This window comes from Rhodococcus cerastii (genome assembly GCF_033042195.1).
Classification (GTDB): Bacteria; Actinomycetota; Actinomycetes; order Mycobacteriales; family Mycobacteriaceae; genus Rhodococcoides.
Map to the genome: position 1 here is coordinate 270,882 of NZ_JAWLKF010000003.1, position 15,658 is coordinate 286,539.

The window sequence follows — 15,658 nt, forward strand, 5'->3', positions numbered from 1 at the left end:
CCTCACGGCGCACCGACCGTCGAATTGCGGTCGAGCACGTCCTGCACAGACCCCGAGTAGAGAACCTCCGTGCCGACCTTCACCTCGACGGTGCTCGCGTCGTCCGACGTGGCCGAGCCGGTGATCGCCTCGTTGTCGGTTGTCTCCCCGACACATTCGATGTCCGCTCCGGTACCGGAGCAGACCGGCGCAACCAGTATCTCGATTCCCTTCTCGAACAGAACGTCGTTCACTGCGTAGCGGAGGTCCCCGAGTTCGGCACCGCCGACCGGCGCGAGCGCAGCGGTCTGCGAACATCCCGCGCACGCCACCACGGCGGCGACCAGGAGAATCTTCCTGCACACTCCGTTCATCGACCCTGCCTCGTCTCGTAGGCGATCAGTCTCGCGTGCTCGTCCAGATGTTGCTGCTCGAGCGCGGCGTCGGTGATGGCACTCAGATCGAACGGTGCAGGCAACAGCAATTCGGTGTTGCGATCCAGGCGCGACCCTCGACGCATCAGCGGATTCTCGGCCCAGTCGTTGGCCGCCAATTCGCGGCTGCGCGACGCCAGATCCAGGTAGCTTCCGCTGTTTCCGGGTGTGATCGGCGACGCGTGATCGAGCACCGTGGTGAACAGCGACAGAGTTCCGTCGCGGTTGTCGACGATCTCGACCACCTGCTGCTGCTGTGGGAAATCGATGCACGACGCGGTGGTGATCTCCCAGAATCCGCGTCCGCCGCTCGAATGCGCCAGAATCTGGTTCTGGTGGGTGTGGCCGTTGAGCCAGCCGATCACCACGGGATACTTCAACAGCAGATCGATGAATTCGTCTGCGCCGTAGAGCTTCCCCGATTCTCCTGGACGCTGCGCCCGGTTCTCCAGCGTGAGACTGTTGTGATGGGTGTAGATCAGCACGAGCTTGCGCTCGGCCTGCGCTTTCTCCAATTGCTCGGTGAGCCAGTCGAATTGGTTCTCGGGCACCGCACCGTCGGGGCCGGCGACGGCGTTGCAGGTGTCGAGTCCGAACGTTCGGATGTTCGGGGTGGGGTCTGCCGCCCACCACGTCTCACCGGAGTCGAGATTGTGCTGGGTGAAGCCGTGTCCGATCGGTCCCGGTGTCGGGGTGGTCTCGAAGTGCTCCTGCATGAACTCGCGTTGCTCGAACAGGTACCGTGCCGGGTCGGCCGACACTGCGCGAAACCCCGGTCGCGCACCGGATCCGACGCCCAGCGCATCGACCATTCTCTGCAGCGGACTGGCCGTCGACGCGTAGCCGGCCAGGGCGGAGGTGGCCGTCGCCTCGAGGGTGTACGCCTTGCGGCCCCCGACGGCGAGCGCGTGCAGCTGCGAGGACAGGTCGAAGGTGCCGAGCAACAAAGTGTCGTGGTTGCCGTAGACCGAGTACCACGGCACGGGCAGACCCACCGATTCGACGGTTCCCGACATCGCTTGGGTGAGAAGGTCGGGAAGCGTCGGGAATCCGTAATCGCCGAACGACCCTCCCGAAGGATCACCGGGTCGGTAGGCCCACTGCGCCTCCGGCCAGGCCTGAACACCCTCGAAGATGTCCGCGGCCCCACTCGTCGGCCGAACCGGTACGCCGTCGAGAACGTCGATGTACCAGCGCAATTCGAGGTGCGAATGCATGTCGGCACTGTCCCCGGTGACCACGGCAGCCCCCATCGGTGCGCCGGTGACCGGGCTGATCCGCGCGTCCGCGAACGCTTTCACCATCGCCGCGGTGACGTGCACGGTCAGCGGGTCCTGCGGATGGAACGCCGAACCCCATGCGGCGTGGTCGGAGACGATCATGGGCTCGATGCGGCCGGGAGATTGGGCGTCGATGACGTGCATGTCCGAGAGGTGCCCGAGGTAGAGCAGCGACCGTCGCGACTGCGCCCTCGACGGGTTCGGCGCTCGTCCGAGAACGTCGAGGCGTGCAACGTACGGCTCCCCCGGACCGGCATCGAGCACGCGGTACTTCCCCGGCCCTGTCGAGGATCGCAGGATCGTCTGCGCGAGTGTTCCGGTCGCGCCCACGTTCACGGGCTGGGCGTTCGCCGCAAGAGCCTGACCCAGCACGTGGGGTGCGATACCCCACACCGCCGCGAGTGTCCCCACTCTCGCCACGAATTGTCTACGCGACAGCCCGGTCATGGAACTCCTCGGATCCGAAAACGGCACCACGTGCGCCTCGCATCCGACGAGGTGACTGCCTATTTTTACAGGGCAGACGGCAGATCGGCTCGATTTCGCTCCGTTCAGGGCACGACGGTCACCGGCCACCGTCCCGCTTTGACCAATCGCACCGCCACCGAGCCGGCGATTCGATGTCCGGCAGTCTCGGACGCCCCCACCACGACGGCGTCGGTACGCAATTGCTCTGCCACGGCGATCAGCCCGTTGTACGGGTCACCCTGTGCGGTTCGGAACTCCCACCGCACGTGCTCCCGATCCCCGAACCGGGCGGCCGACGTTCTGATGTAGTCGAGCAGTTCGTCGGCTATCTGTTGACCGGTTTCGACGAGTGAGATGCCTGCCTGGCCCCACGAGGCCGTCGCAATGGGTTGCACGTACACCAATACCAGCAGCGACCGCTGCCTACGGGCGAGCCCTGCCGCATAGGCCGCGGCGCGCCAGGACGAATCGGACCCGTCGACGCCCACCACGATCGATTTCGGTCCGTCGTGGCCGTACTCGAACCCGGTGGACTCCTGCGCATCGCTCACGACCTGAGGCTACTGCCGAGACCCGACTGTTCGTACCCCCAGCCGCCTGGCGGTACGGTAAGTAGCGCCTACGCCCGGTTATCGGGGAGACGGTTCCATACGCGACGGGAGAAGCAATGAACGACGACCGACAGTTCGACGCCCCGTCCACCGACCCGGCTACTGTGTTCGCGGCCTTGGCCGACATCGTGTACCGAGGTACAACCGCCGAAGAGGTCTACACCGCACTGTGCAATGCGGCCACGCTGTTGGTTCCGCATTGTGACCACGCCAGCTTGATGTTGATGCGCCACGGGAAGGCTGTCACGGTCGCAGCCTCGGACGACATAGCGCGTGTCGTCGACGATATCGAGCGCGCTACCGGCGAAGGACCGTGCCTGGACGCGATCACCAGCGAGGCAGCCCAGCTCGAAGCCGACTTCCGCACTCCCACCCAGTGGCCGGCGATGGCTCGCGGTGTGTTGAACCGGACGCCGGTACGAGGCGCGATGGGATTTCGGCTCAAGGTCGACGATCAGAAGGTGGGCGCGCTCAATCTGTTCACCGATCGTCCCGGCGTCTTCGGCTCGGACAGTGTGGACAAGGCAGTCATTCTGACGGCCTTCACCTCGATCACCGTCGCCGCCGTCATGAACGGCGAAGAAGCGTCGACGCTGCGCGCCGGCCTCGAGAGCAACCGTGAGATCGGCAAGGCGATCGGCTTGATCATGGCCCTGCACGACGTGAACGGCGACGAGGCGTTCGCGTTGTTGCGCAAGTCTTCCCAGGATCTGAACGTCAAGATCGCCGATCTCGCGTCCACCGTGGTCGCGCGACACAGCAAAGGTCTGAAGGGCTGATCGGCAGCGCTCAGTGTGCGCCCTGCACCTTCTTGGGAAGCGCGAAGACCAACGCCAGCGCAATCACACTGAACGCCGCGCTGACAGCCATTGCCATGGCTGCTCCGTGTAGAAAGCCCGACCCGACGGTGTCCGGCCCAGTGATCTCGAGCGACCCGAACAGCACGCTGCCGATCACTGCGATGCCGATCGCCGAGCCGACGCGCTGCATCGTGGAAATGACGCCGCTCGCGGCTCCCGCATCGTCGCGATCGACGGTCGCGACGATGAACTGCGCGTTGGGTGCGATGAACGCACCGTTGCCGAGACCCGCGATGAACAGTGGCACCGTCAGCGTCCAGTGCGAGATCGTGTCGGCGGAGCTGGTCGCGAGAATGATCCACAACCAGATGAGCCCGATCGAGACGAGGGACGCGCCGAGTATCAGAACGGTACGCCCGAGTTTGATCGTCAGCCTGTTGCTCTGCGAGGCGGCGATGATGCTGCCGATCGCGAAGGGTATGGACACCAGGCCCGATGCCAGTGCCGTGTTGCCGAGTCCGGTCTGCCACAGCAGCGAGATGGTGAAGAAGATGCTCGTGAAGGCAGCGAAGTAGACGAGCGCGAGGATCACGCCTCCGGTGAACGCCGGACGGGTGAACAATCGAGGTGGTACCAACGGATTCTGTCCGCGGCCCGTCCGAATCACTTCCCACCAGCCGAACAACGCGATCAGACCGAGTCCCGCTGCGATCGTCAGGTAGGTCCACAGGGGCCAGCCCAGTTCCTGGCCCTCGATCAGCGGAACGAGCAGCGCGATGAGACCTGCGGAGATGAGCACCAGTCCGAGCCAGTCGATTCCGGGGCGCGCAGCCGGTTCGGTATCGGTCTTGCCCGGAAGTAGCACCGCAGCAGCGACGAGACCGACGATTCCGATCGGCAGGTTGACCCAGAAGACGAGCCGCCAGCCGTTCTCGTCGCCGAAAGCCTGGATGATCAGGCCGCCGGCGATGGGACCGAGCGCGGTCGACACGCCGATGACGGCACCCATGATGGCGAATGCCTTGCCTCGCACCGGCCCTGGGAACAACAGCTGGATGAACGCGGTGACAGCGGGAACGAACATGCCGCCCGCCAAGCCCTGAACGACTCGCGCGACGACCAGTTGCAGATCGTCCTGAGCCAGCCCGCACGCGAAGCTCGCGAGAGTGAACAGTGCCAGACCGGTGAAGAAGACCCACTTGTGACCGATGCGGTCGCCCACCTTGCCCGCCGGGATGAGAGCCAACCCGAAGGCAAGTGCGTACCCCGAGATGATCCACGACAGAACCGATTCCGACGCTTCCAAGGTGGTGCTGATCGTCGGCAACGCCACGTTGACGATGGTGGTGTCCAGCAACGCCATGAACATCCCCAGCAGCAGAACCACGAGCGCTTTCCAGGCGCGTGCGGGCACCTCCGTCGAGGGTGGTGTTGCTGAGGCAATGCTGTCGGTCACAGTGCTGTCCTTCGTCGTTGTCGCCGAGCAGTTTCGGCCGACCGATCCTCGGTCACTGTCCGATCATTGCCGACGCGACGAAGACCCACGACAGTCCTGTGGCCAGAACCACGAACCCCGATGCCACTATCCGGCCGCCCCATACTGTCTCCACGAGAGCAGTCTCCGCGTGAGCGGTCACGCCTGCCGTACCCGTAGGTGTCATGATCTGTTTCCCACTCTGCATCCGCGACCCTCGCCATTTCCGGCCGGTGGATACCCCGGGAACCCGCGCCGAAACTACGGTGCTGCGACAACCGCCTCCACCGCGTCCAGAAAGGGGTGCTGGGAGGCGAGCAGCTTCGTCCTCGCCTGCGCCAGCGGAAACCATTCGACGCGATCGACCTCGGGAAACGACTTCATGAGACCGGATTTCGGCGGCCATTCGATCTCGAATGTGTTGCTCACCGCATTCGAGACATCCAGATCGGCCTCGACGCCGAACGCGATGACGATCTTCCCGCCGCGTTGCCTGACGGTGCCGAGTTCGATGTGTTCTCCGGCCGGCACATCGACACCGACTTCCTCTCGGAATTCCCGTCGGGCCGCCGTCCAGGGGTCTTCACCATCGGTGATCAGCCCCTTGACGATGGACCAGGCCCCGTCGTCCTTGCGCGTCCAGAACGGTCCTCCGGGGTGAGCGATCAGGACTTGCGGACCGTCGACACCGACGCGATACAACAGAATTCCTGCACTGGTGTGGACCATCGCCTCAGCCTGCCATCGATTCGCAGGGAGAAGTCCTTCGCGCCGTCGTGCCGCGAACCCGGGTAACAGTTATTGTCTACCGATGCAGGAGCGTGCAGCGTCCACCAGGCAGGCCGTACTCCAAGGGGCCGCCGCCAGTTTCGAGAAGTTCGGTTACGGCACAGCAAGTTTGAGCACCATCATCGCCCATGCCGGGGTCAGCAAAGGCGCGATGTACTTTCATTTCTCGTCCAAGGAAGATTTGGCGCAGGCAGTTATCGACGCGCAACTGTCCATGGCGGCGAGCGCGAGTGCCCTCATCATGGAGCGGACGCCGAAGGCCTTGGATGCCTTGATCCTGGTGAGCAAGGAATTGGGACGCCAACTGCAGACCGAATCCATCGCCCGCGGGGGTATGCGGTTGACGCTGGAGTCGGCCATCGCGGACAGCCCCAATGCGCGCGCATTCGAGGACTGGATCGGCAAGATGGGTGATCTCGCCGCACGTGCTCAGGCCGAGGGCGACATCGTCGACGGTATCGACGCGCACACGCTCGGTCGATACATCGTCGCCTCGTTCACCGGCGTACAGACGGTGTCGGAGATGTTGACCGGACGCGCCGATCTACAGCAGCGGCTGACCGAGATGTGGCAGATGTTGCTGCCCGCGGTGGTGCCGCGCCGACGCCTCGCGCGCGTGATGGCAGTCGCCGAAGACGCCCTTATCGACTGGAGCGATCGGTAGGGGCCAACCACGGTTCGGACGTCACCGTGACGGACATCGCAGACAGCACCTCGCCGTCGTGCTCGAACTGAATGCGAAAGACGCCGTCGGTGGAGTCCGTGTCGACGATCACCGTGCACGGGTTGGTCCATTCGGCGAATCCCATGAATCTCACCTCGCAGGAGGTGAAATCCAACGTCGGTGTTTCGGTCGCCAGACGCAGAGCCTGACGGGCCGCTTCGAGCATCGTCACTCCCGGCAGATACTCGACCGAATGGTCGAACATCGCCAGGTTTCGCGGATCCGGCGCGACGACGATGGTGCCGTCGGATGTGTGCCGTGCCAGCACTACGTCGGAGGGATCGAGACGGCCGACGGAGGACGCCGGGACCACCTCGGTTCCGGCCGGCAGGAAACGGAAGTGGGGGTCGGCAACGGTCGACTTGCGGAACTGCGAATACACCTCGGGTCCGATGGTCCGCACCGACGCCGTCCCCGACGCGACGAGGTGGGTGCCGTTCAGGAGTCGGGCGGACAGCTTCATGTTGTCGAGCGACTCGTTCTCGAACGTCACGTCGGTCGTGATCGACTCTGCGACAAGCGAATCGTCGATGTCGTCGACCGAGAGCGGGTCCAGGATCTCGAAGCGGGAGTGCTCGATGAACACCACGTGATCGAGTGGCACCCCGTGGTTGACGTGGCAGAAGAGGCTGATCGCTTGGCGCAGAGCCTCGGCCACCATCAACGAGTCGTGGGTTCGGCGCACCGGCGCGAACATGCGATGCGACGTGGGGAACTGAACGGCCGCCCGATGGGTGCCCTCGACGGTCTCGTAATCGGTCAACAGAACGTCGCCCGGCGACCTCCGATGCACGAGGTGCCGTGGAACTGTTGCTGCGTAACTCAAACTCATGAAGCCCCTTAAAACCGACCGACCCGGCTTTTTATAGCACTGTTGAGCCACCGGGATCGCTCGTTCAGTATGTCGCGAGAGACCGACAAAACTGGCATCGGTCGAAGGGATTCATTCAATCGATATACAGAAATAACCGTCACGATCTGTTAACTGACTCGAACTCTCGGTACCACTTGTTTCGGTACGTTCACGGGCAGTGCCGGACGGCTCGTGCGGCTCACTCCGGACAGCAAAAATCCCCGCCCGGGCGAACCGAACGGGGACTGCGCTCCCCCACCTGGACTCGAACCAGGAACCCTTCGATTAACAGTCGAATGCTCTGCCAATTGAGCTATGGGGGATTACCTCGCGGCGTCACACTCTCGTGCGAGCCGTTGGAAACAATAGCGCACACCCCCTGCCGAGTACCAAATCGCCCTGCTCGAGGTTCGTCGGGCAAGATGGAAGAACAGCCGCACGCTCTATGGAAGGACCTACTGATGATTCGTTTGGTACTGGCGGCTGGAGCTGCTTATGTGCTCGGTGCCAAGGCAGGACGGGGCCGGTACGAGCAGATTCGCAAGACTGCGAACGCCGTTGCGTCGAGCCCCGCCACCAAGAAGGCGATCGAGGTCGGCCGTCAGAAGCTGTCCGATTCCCTGAACACGCAACCGCGGCTCGAGCCGATGCAGCCGATCGACGACGAGACCCAGGTCTTCGTTCCCCGCGATCAGCTGCGGCGCTAACCGACCTCGGCCACACTTCCGACGGCGAGCTCGAGCAGACTGCGGCGGTACTGCTCGAGGGCGATGAGGTCGCCGAACAGCGCGTTGTAGTCGTCGGGCTTCTCCACCGGTGACATGCGCTGCAGTTTCGATTTCAGTTCGGCCACCTGTTGGCCGACCCACACCTCCTGCAGCCGTGCGAGTACGCCCGAGATGTAGCGGGTGAGAGCGTCGTCGGCCACGCGCATCGGGTCGACGGCCAACTCGGTGACCAACGACACGACAACGGCGTCCTTGGCCTGTTTGGCGACGGCGTCGACCCACTCCCCTCCGCCCAGGCCTGCTGCGGTGCCGCCGGCAGCGGCCACCGCGTCGCGCACGGCCGAATACGCCGGGTGGTGGAAGCTCTCCGGCGGGAGCGAATCGAAGACCGTGCCCGCCACGGCAGGCATCTGCAGCACCGCCTTGAGTGCTTCTCGCTGCGGCCACAGCGTCGGATCGGTGGGGTTGGGACGCGGAGGACCCGTGGGGGCCGGTGCCGGAGCGGCCTGACGCTTCTCGAACGGGACACGTTTGCCGCTCGTGTCGCCCCTGGCACCCTTCTTCGCCTCGTCGCGCACTCGGGCGAGCACCATCGCGGTGTCGTCCCAGCCGGTCCACCCGGCCAACTGCCGGGCGTACTCGTCCCGCAACGACGCGTCCTTGATGCGGGCGACCACCGGGACGGTTCGCTTCATCGCCTCGACGCGTCCCTCGGGCGTATCCAGATCATGTTCTCGCAGAAGTGATTTGACCACGAAGGCGAACATCGGGGTACGCCTGGCGACCAGATCGCGAACGGCGTTGTCGCCGGACTTCAGCCGTAGGTCGCACGGGTCCATTCCGTCCGGGGCGACGGCGACGAACGTCTGACCGGCGATCTTCTGATCACCCTCGAACGCCTTCATCGCGGCGGCCTGGCCGGCTTCGTCGCCGTCGAAGGTGTAGATCACTTCCCCGCGAAAGTAGCTGTCGTCCATCATCAGTCGGCGCAGCATCGCCAGGTGGTCCTCGCCGAACGCGGTTCCGCAGGACGCCACCGCAGTCTTGACGCCTGCCAGATGCATCGCCATCACGTCGGTGTAGCCCTCGACGATGACGGCCTGATGGGACTTCGCGATTTCCTTGCGCGCCAGATCGAGGCCGAACAACACCTGAGACTTCTTGTACAGCATGGTTTCCGGGGTGTTGATGTACTTACCCGGCATCGTGTCGTCGTCGAACAACTTGCGCGCACCGAAGCCGATGACGTCGCCGCTCTGGCTGCGAATTGGCCACACCAGCCGGCGCCGGAAGCGGTCGATGGGCGTTCCGCGCTTGCCGGGTGTCGCCAGCCCTGCGTCGACGATCTCCTTGGCCTCGAACCCCTTGCCCAGCAGGTGTTTGGTGAGGGTGTCCCAGCCGTCGGGTGCATACCCACAGCCGTAGGCCAACGCCGCATGGCCGTCGAAATTGCGTTCGGTCAGGTAGTCCCGCGCGGCCTGGGCGTCGGGACCGCTGAGCCTGCCTGCGTAGAACTCCTGCGCTGCTGCGTTGGCGGCGATCAGTCGCGCACGGGTGCCGCGGTCGCGCTGAACCGACGGGCCTCCGCCCTCGTAGGAGATCGAATAGTTCAGCCGGTCGGCCAGTTGCTCGACGGCCTCGACGAACGAGATGTGCTCTATCTTCTGCAGGAAGGAGTAGGCGTCACCGCCCTCGCCGCAGCCGAAGCAGTGATAGTGACCGTGATTGGGGCGAACGTGGAACGACGGGGATTTCTCGTCGTGGAAGGGGCACAGCCCCTTCATGGAGTCGCCGCCCGCGCGCTTGAGCGAGACGTAGTCGCCGACTATGTCCTCGATCCGTGTGCGTTCGCGAATGGCGGCGATGTCGCGTTCAGGAATTCGGCCGGCCACGAAGGGCAGTCTAGTCCCGATCCGGACCTACCCACATTCGGTCGGCGGAGCGATCAGCCCCAGCTGGCCTGAGCCCCGAGTGACCGCTTGTCGATCAATTCGAGGCGACTTTCGGTGTACGAGGCGATCTGGTCGACGACCACACGAGTGCGTTCCGCATCGCTGTCGGCCCGCTGCCACGCGGGCACCAGAATGGGGTCCAGTTCGCCAGGAGCAGAGCGCATCAACCACTCGGCGACGCGGTGGATACGGTCGCGTTGGCGCTCCTGGCGGATCTTGTGTCCGGCATCGGACATCACGTACCGCAACGCCATCGTCTTGAGCAGTGCAACTTCCGAGCCGACGATCGACGGCACCACCAGGTCGGCGTCGTATCGGCTCAGCGGCGCAGTGCCGTACTTCTCGTGGGTGCCCTCGATCGCGGCGGTGGCGAAGCGGCCTACCAGTTCACTGGTCATGTGCTTGAGCGCAACGGATGCGGCGAGAGTGCCGTCGTAGCGTCCGACCGCGACCACGACGGGCATCCTGGACAGTCGATCTGCGGCCTCGATCAGTTCCTCCACATCGAGTCCGCGAAATTCCGAGACGCCGAGCTCGGCGAGGGCGCGTCGCTCGATCGGATCAGACAGCGCCCGTAGATCGATTCGGGCGTCGATCACACCGTCCTCGACATCGTGGACCGAATACGCGACGTCGTCGGACCAGTCCATACTCTGCGCTTCGAGGCACTTGTGCTTGTCCGGAGCGCCGTCACGTACCCAGCCCAAGATGGCGGAGTCGTCGTCGTAGGCACCGAACTTCGCTCCGGGGGCGGGCCTGATCCATGGGTACTTGGTTGCGGCATCGAGCGACGCCCGGGTCAGGTTGAGTCCTGCGCTGCGGCCGTCGGAGTCGAGGATCTTCGGCTCGAGCCCGGTCAGGATGCGCAGGTTCTGCGCGTTGCCCTCGAACCCACCGCAATCCTGAGCCACTTCGTCGAGGGCGCGTTCGCCGTTGTGTCCGTACGGCGGGTGGCCGATGTCGTGCGCCAGCCCGGCGAGGTCCACCAGATCCGGATCGCTGCCGAGCCCCTCGGCGATGCTGCGGCCGATCTGCGCAACTTCGAGCGAGTGCGTCAATCGTGTGCGCGGGGTGTCTCCGTCTCGAGGACCGGTGACCTGAGTCTTGTCGGCGAGCCTGCGCAACGCGGCGCAATGCAACACGCGCGCTCGATCGCGTGCGAACGCGCTTCGATGCGAGGCGTTGTCCGCCCCGGCCCGCAGTCCTGCGGTCTTCGGGGGTTCGGTGACGAATCGTTCGACGTCGTGCGCCGAGTACGTGCCGCTCATCTACTGGCCCGCCGTGTAGGAGAAGTCCGCGGTGAAGTGGGTCAGCTGATACCACAGCAGAGCGCCTGTCTCCCTGGCGATTCCGTGCGCCTGGGATTCTCTGGTGTAGACCGCGGGCCCGGTGCGCGTGGGCGAAGTCCAGGCATCGAGGCCGGCGTCGCGCGCCATGGTTCGGGTGCGCAGTGAATGCCACGGATCGCTGACCAACACCACCGACGACCTGCCCTGCTCACGCAGTGTGTTGCTCACCGCCTCGATGCTCTCGAGGGTGTCCGAGCCGGTCTCGACGGCGATGATGGCGTCGGCAGGAACTCCCTGATCGATCAGATAGTTGCGGCCCGACGCGGCCTCGGTGAACAGGTCGCCCTCCTGCTTGCCACCGACGGTGACGATCTCGGGGGCGATTCCCTGCTCGTACAGCGACGCGGCCTGGGACAGTCGTGCCTCGAACACCGTCGAGGGTGTGCCGCTGTACTGAGCAGCGCCGAGTACGACGATGGCGTCGGCCTTGGAGTAGTCGTCGATGCGCGCCACCTGCCATACCCGCACCGCTGTTCCTGCGACCAGTACCAACGCCATCAGCACCACTCCCGCGACCAGCCGACCGGTCCAGCGTCCGAGCGTTCCGAAGAAGCCGAGGCGCTCGGGACCGGGGTCCGGGGCATACCGATCGTCGTACGGATCGCCGTACGAATCTCGGTCGAGAGTTGAGTTCACCCCCCCGAGTTTGCCAGGCCCGCGCTTCTTCGGCGGTCACGGCGCGCCTCGAACGAGCTACAGCCACCCTCGATCCTCGGCCACGCGGACCGCCTCGGCCCGGGTGCTGGTACCGGTCTTTCCGATCGCCGACGACAGATGATTGCGCACCGTCCCCTCCGACAGGTGCACCGTGGCAGCGATGGAGCCGGCCGTCCCTCCCTGCGCTGCGGCGCGGAGAACTTCCTGCTCACGAGCCGTGAGCGGAGAAATGCCGTCCGTCAGAGTCTCGGTCGCCAACGTCGGATCGACGACCCGGAGCCCCATGTGCACCCGCCGAACAGCGTCGGCCAGCTGCTTGGCTGGAGTGTCCTTGACCACGAAACCCGACGCACCCGCATCGATCGCGCGGCGCAGGTAACCCGGTCTGCCGAACGTGGTGACAATCAGCACCCTCGACTCGGGGGCGACCAAAGCCAGTTCGGCGGCGACGTCGATACCGTTCTTGCCGGGCATCTCGACGTCGAGCAGCACGACGTCGGGTCGATGTTCCAGCACGGCAGCGACCACTTCGTCCCCGCGTCCCACCTCGGCGACAACGTCCAGATCGTGCTCGAGACCCAGCAGTGCTGCGAGCGCGCCCCGCACCAGCGCCTGATCGTCGGCCAACAGCAGTCTGATGCTCATTCCGCCGAAACCTCCACTCCGAACCCACCGGTCGACACCCGAGCGATCGTCAGTGAACCACCCGATGCCTTCACTCGTTCACCGAGACCGCGAAGGCCGTTGCCACCGTTGTCGCTGCCGCCCTCGGCAGGTCCGACTCCGTCGTCGACGATCGAGATGCTCGACGCCGTCAGCGTCACCCGGCAGTGCCGTGCGCTCGAGTGTCGAACCACGTTGGTCACCGCTTCCCTGATCACCCACCCGAACAGTTCTCGGTGTCGCAGCGGCACCACGTCGGCATCGCCGGGAAGGTCGGCATCGATTCCCGCAGCGTTCAAAGCCGTACGTACACTGGCCAGTTCGGAACCGATGTCGACCTGCCGCATACCCCCGACGGTGCTGCGCACATCGGCAAGCGCCTGCCGCGCAAGGGTTTCCAGTTCGGCGATCTCCACGGCCGCGCGGGCGGGGTCGATCTCGATGAGCCTGCCGGCCAGTTCGCTCTTGACGGTGATGACGGTCAGGGAATGACCGAGGATATCGTGCACGTCCCGGCTCATGCGCTCGCGCTCGGCCACGATGGCCAGGTCTGCCAATTGCTGCCTGGCCACGGCCAATTCGTGATTGCGTTGGAACACCTGGGTGATGCCCCAGGCCGCGGCCGCGCTGATCAGCAGCTGAAACGCGAAGAAGGTGTCGGGCTCCCAGGACGAGACCAAGCGCGGCACCGCCTCGACGAGTGCGACCATCACCACCACCAACGCCCACGCTTGCCTGACCGGCAGGGTCATCATGGCCAGCACTGCGATATAGACGGTGGCACCGAAGGCAGTGGTGTCGATCGACAGGCTCATGAACACGGTCAGGGTGATCATGACCCCGAGCGCGATCCACGCCTGCGAGGTAGGCAGTGGCTTTCCTCGGCGGAGTCCGGTGCGGAAGCGCCAGAAGGTGGACGTGAACACCACTCCGAAGGCAACGATCGTCATGACCCCGGCAACCTTCGCCGGCGTGTGTTCCAGAGCGAGGATGTCGTTCAACGGGTAGATCAGGTACACCAGCCAGATGGCTCCGAACATCCAGCCGAACCGCCAGATCCGTCCCTCGGGAAGGTCGGCGGTGAGCGTGGTCATGCCGCCCACGGTATCTCTGTGGGCGACATGATCAGTGGTTTCGGTCTCAGGCACGCGTGGTGTCTCTTCGGAACAGCAACGCAGCTCCCGAGACGAACACCGTCGCCCACACCACCAGATTGATCACGGCGATCAGCAACGTTCCGGTTTCGGTCCCGGCGAACGCGGCCCTGGACACGGTGGCCAGCCCGTAGAGCGGGGTGAACTGGGCCAGCATCGGGAACCAGCCGCTGTCACCGAGGGGAACGAAGAGTCCGCCCGCCAACGCCAGGAAAGCCAGCACGGGTCCGAGAATCTGCATCACGTTCTCCGACGGCAGCAGGTAGCCCATGAACAATCCGAACGCGGCGAACACCGCCGAGCCGATCCAGCCGATCAGACCGCTGACGATCCACACCCAGATCGGCATGTCCGCCCCGAGGAACTTCGCGACGACGAACACCACGACGATCGAGGCTGCACCCATCGTCATGGCCACGAGGACCTTGGTGACGATGTAAGCGACCGGCTTCAGCGGGGTCAACCGCAACTGTCGGCTCCACCCTTGCGCCCGCTCGACCGAGACCATCGCTCCCCCACTGGTGGTGGCGAGCATCGCTCCGTAGACGGCCATGCTGATGGCGATGTAGCCGGTGACGTTGCCGTGCGCGAAAGGGTAGTCGGTTCTGTAGTCGGACTGTGTGCCGAAGATGACGAAGAACACCGGCGGCATCACCAAGGTGAAGATCAGAGTTCGCTTGTTTCGGAAGAGCCTGCGAATCTCGAGTCCGAGAAAGGTCGGCGAGAAGCCGCCCCAGGCAACAGCTCTGGCAGAGGTACGGGTGGTCGTGGACGGCGTGGTCGTGGTCATCGGATGCTCCCGGCGAGGTCGTTTTGTGAGTCGGTGGTCAGGGCGAGGAAGGCGTCCTCGAGGTTGCGCGAGACGATTTCCAGATCGGTCGCGTGCGCTTCGTTGAGCAGATAGCGGGCAACGCAGTCGGAGTCGCGGCCGTGCACGATCACCCGATCGCCGCGAGTCTCGACGCGGTCCACCCCCGGCAGAGCCAGCAACACCGACTGGTCGACGCCGGGCAGCGTGGCGGTGACGGTGCGTCCTGCAGCCAGGTTCTTCACCTCGGCGGCGCTGCCGTCGGCGACGATCTTGCCGTGTCGCACCAGCACGATGCGGTCCGCATAGGCGTCGGCTTCGTCGAGATAGTGCGTAGCGAACAGCACAGTTCGGCCGGTACTGGCGTCCTGGCGAATGGCGTTCCAGAAGTCGCGACGCCCTTCCACGTCCATGCCGGTGGTCGGCTCGTCCAGCACCAGCAGATCCGGGTCGGGCAGCAATGCGAGCGCGAACCGCAATCGCTGCTGCTGCCCGCCGGAGCATTTGGCCACTCGGCGATCTCTGATCTCGGCGATACCGGCCCGGGTGAGAACCTCCTGCACCGACCGGGTTCGGGCGAACAGCACCGAGGTCAGCTCGACGGTTTCGCGGACGGTCAGGTCGCGAAGCAGACCGCCGGTCTGCATGACGGCCGAGATGCGGCCCTGGGCGATGGCGTCGGCGGGCGTGCCCCCGAACACCGATACCGACCCGGTGGTAGGTGTTGCCAGCCCGAGCATCATGTCGATGGTGGTCGTCTTTCCCGCTCCGTTGGGTCCGAGAAATGCGACGACCTCGCCCGGTTCGATGGACAGGCTGAGCCCGTCGACCGCCCGGACCGAGCCGTAGGTCTTGGTGACGTCTCGTAGTTCGACTGCCGTTGTTGTGGTCATGGGACTCACTCTGCTGCGGCCGGGCGGCTTCGACCTCGTTCG

General features: G+C 64.9%; 17 protein-coding genes and 1 tRNA gene. 3 read left to right on the top strand and 15 right to left on the bottom strand.

All coding sequences use genetic code 11. From position 1 onward, the window contains the following. Nucleotides 1–2 precede the first annotated feature (2 nt). The 3 genes from R3P93_RS08125 to R3P93_RS08135 form a co-directional block, all read right to left on the bottom strand. A complete protein-coding gene (locus R3P93_RS08125) occupies nucleotides 3–353 on the bottom strand; it encodes a hypothetical protein (protein ID WP_094670118.1) in 351 nt (116 codons plus the stop codon). Continuing rightward, nucleotides 350–2,140 (bottom strand): TIGR03767 family metallophosphoesterase, encoded by a 1,791-nt coding sequence (locus R3P93_RS08130; RefSeq protein WP_094640175.1) that lies wholly within the window; start codon nucleotides 2,138–2,140, stop codon nucleotides 350–352. The genes R3P93_RS08125 and R3P93_RS08130 overlap by 4 nt, the downstream gene beginning before the upstream one ends. A gap of 104 nt (nucleotides 2,141–2,244) precedes the next feature. Continuing rightward, nucleotides 2,245–2,712, bottom strand: a complete 468-nt coding sequence (locus R3P93_RS08135; protein WP_068052281.1) for a universal stress protein — start codon at nucleotides 2,710–2,712, stop codon at nucleotides 2,245–2,247. A 116-nt stretch (nucleotides 2,713–2,828) separates the two neighbouring features. Here R3P93_RS08135 and R3P93_RS08140 point away from each other — a divergent pair, with 116 nt between their 5' ends. Continuing rightward, nucleotides 2,829–3,551, top strand: coding sequence for a GAF and ANTAR domain-containing protein (locus R3P93_RS08140; RefSeq protein ID WP_068052282.1), 723 nt, complete (start codon nucleotides 2,829–2,831; stop codon nucleotides 3,549–3,551). A 10-nt stretch (nucleotides 3,552–3,561) separates the two neighbouring features. Here R3P93_RS08140 and R3P93_RS08145 read toward each other — a convergent pair whose 3' ends face one another. From R3P93_RS08145 to R3P93_RS08155, 3 genes are all read right to left on the bottom strand, one after another. Continuing rightward, the gene (locus R3P93_RS08145) at nucleotides 3,562–5,028 is read right to left on the bottom strand and encodes a DHA2 family efflux MFS transporter permease subunit (RefSeq protein ID WP_068052284.1); all 1,467 of its coding nucleotides are present in this window, start codon (nucleotides 5,026–5,028) and stop codon (nucleotides 3,562–3,564) included. A 52-nt stretch (nucleotides 5,029–5,080) separates the two neighbouring features. Next, entirely contained in the window at nucleotides 5,081–5,233 is a 153-nt protein-coding gene (locus R3P93_RS08150) for a hypothetical protein (protein WP_156516304.1), read from the bottom strand. 74 nt (nucleotides 5,234–5,307) lie between these two features. Then, nucleotides 5,308–5,775, bottom strand: coding sequence for an NUDIX domain-containing protein (locus tag R3P93_RS08155; protein WP_094688420.1), 468 nt, complete (start codon nucleotides 5,773–5,775; stop codon nucleotides 5,308–5,310). Nucleotides 5,776–5,857: 82 nt separating this feature from the next. Here R3P93_RS08155 and R3P93_RS08160 point away from each other — a divergent pair, with 82 nt between their 5' ends. Continuing rightward, nucleotides 5,858–6,499 carry a ScbR family autoregulator-binding transcription factor gene (locus R3P93_RS08160; protein WP_068052291.1) on the top strand — a complete coding sequence of 214 codons (642 nt, stop codon included), beginning with the start codon at nucleotides 5,858–5,860 and terminating at the stop codon, nucleotides 6,497–6,499. Here R3P93_RS08160 and R3P93_RS08165 read toward each other — a convergent pair. Together R3P93_RS08165 and R3P93_RS08170 are read right to left on the bottom strand one after the other, a co-directional pair. Beyond that, the gene (locus tag R3P93_RS08165) at nucleotides 6,477–7,391 is read right to left on the bottom strand and encodes an AfsA-related hotdog domain-containing protein (protein WP_094640179.1); all 915 of its coding nucleotides are present in this window, start codon (nucleotides 7,389–7,391) and stop codon (nucleotides 6,477–6,479) included. The two genes, R3P93_RS08160 and R3P93_RS08165, sit on opposite strands and share 23 nt — an antisense overlap. 271 nt (nucleotides 7,392–7,662) lie before the next feature. Next, nucleotides 7,663–7,735, bottom strand: a tRNA-Asn gene (locus R3P93_RS08170). A gap of 138 nt (nucleotides 7,736–7,873) precedes the next feature. Here R3P93_RS08170 and R3P93_RS08175 point away from each other — a divergent pair. Beyond that, complete coding sequence (locus tag R3P93_RS08175; protein WP_068052299.1) at nucleotides 7,874–8,119, top strand: hypothetical protein; 246 nt, start codon at nucleotides 7,874–7,876, stop codon at nucleotides 8,117–8,119. Here R3P93_RS08175 and dnaG read toward each other — a convergent pair. From dnaG to R3P93_RS08210, 7 genes are read right to left on the bottom strand one after another with little or no spacing between them, the layout of a single operon-like run. After that, nucleotides 8,116–10,032, bottom strand: coding sequence for a DNA primase (gene dnaG / locus R3P93_RS08180; RefSeq protein ID WP_317532751.1), 1,917 nt, complete (start codon nucleotides 10,030–10,032; stop codon nucleotides 8,116–8,118). The genes R3P93_RS08175 and dnaG overlap by 4 nt on opposite strands. 53 nt (nucleotides 10,033–10,085) lie before the next feature. Beyond that, on the bottom strand, nucleotides 10,086–11,360 hold the full coding sequence (locus tag R3P93_RS08185; RefSeq protein WP_068052304.1) for a deoxyguanosinetriphosphate triphosphohydrolase: 1,275 nt from the start codon (nucleotides 11,358–11,360) through the stop codon (nucleotides 10,086–10,088). Then, a complete protein-coding gene (locus tag R3P93_RS08190) occupies nucleotides 11,361–12,077 on the bottom strand; it encodes a YdcF family protein (RefSeq protein WP_317532752.1) in 717 nt (238 codons plus the stop codon). Between the two features lie 57 nt (nucleotides 12,078–12,134). Further along, the gene (locus tag R3P93_RS08195) at nucleotides 12,135–12,743 is read right to left on the bottom strand and encodes a response regulator transcription factor (RefSeq protein ID WP_317532753.1); all 609 of its coding nucleotides are present in this window, start codon (nucleotides 12,741–12,743) and stop codon (nucleotides 12,135–12,137) included. Then, nucleotides 12,740–13,855 carry a sensor histidine kinase gene (locus tag R3P93_RS08200; protein WP_317532754.1) on the bottom strand — a complete coding sequence of 372 codons (1,116 nt, stop codon included), beginning with the start codon at nucleotides 13,853–13,855 and terminating at the stop codon, nucleotides 12,740–12,742. Before R3P93_RS08200 ends, R3P93_RS08195 begins: the two co-directional genes overlap by 4 nt. 46 nt (nucleotides 13,856–13,901) lie before the next feature. Next, the gene (locus tag R3P93_RS08205; protein WP_317532755.1) at nucleotides 13,902–14,705 is read right to left on the bottom strand and encodes an ABC transporter permease; all 804 of its coding nucleotides are present in this window, start codon (nucleotides 14,703–14,705) and stop codon (nucleotides 13,902–13,904) included. Then, nucleotides 14,702–15,616: an ABC transporter ATP-binding protein gene (locus R3P93_RS08210; protein WP_317532756.1), complete on the bottom strand. Its 915-nt coding sequence runs from the start codon at nucleotides 15,614–15,616 to the stop codon at nucleotides 14,702–14,704. Before R3P93_RS08210 ends, R3P93_RS08205 begins: the two co-directional genes overlap by 4 nt. Between the last annotated feature and the right edge of the window lie 42 nt (nucleotides 15,617–15,658).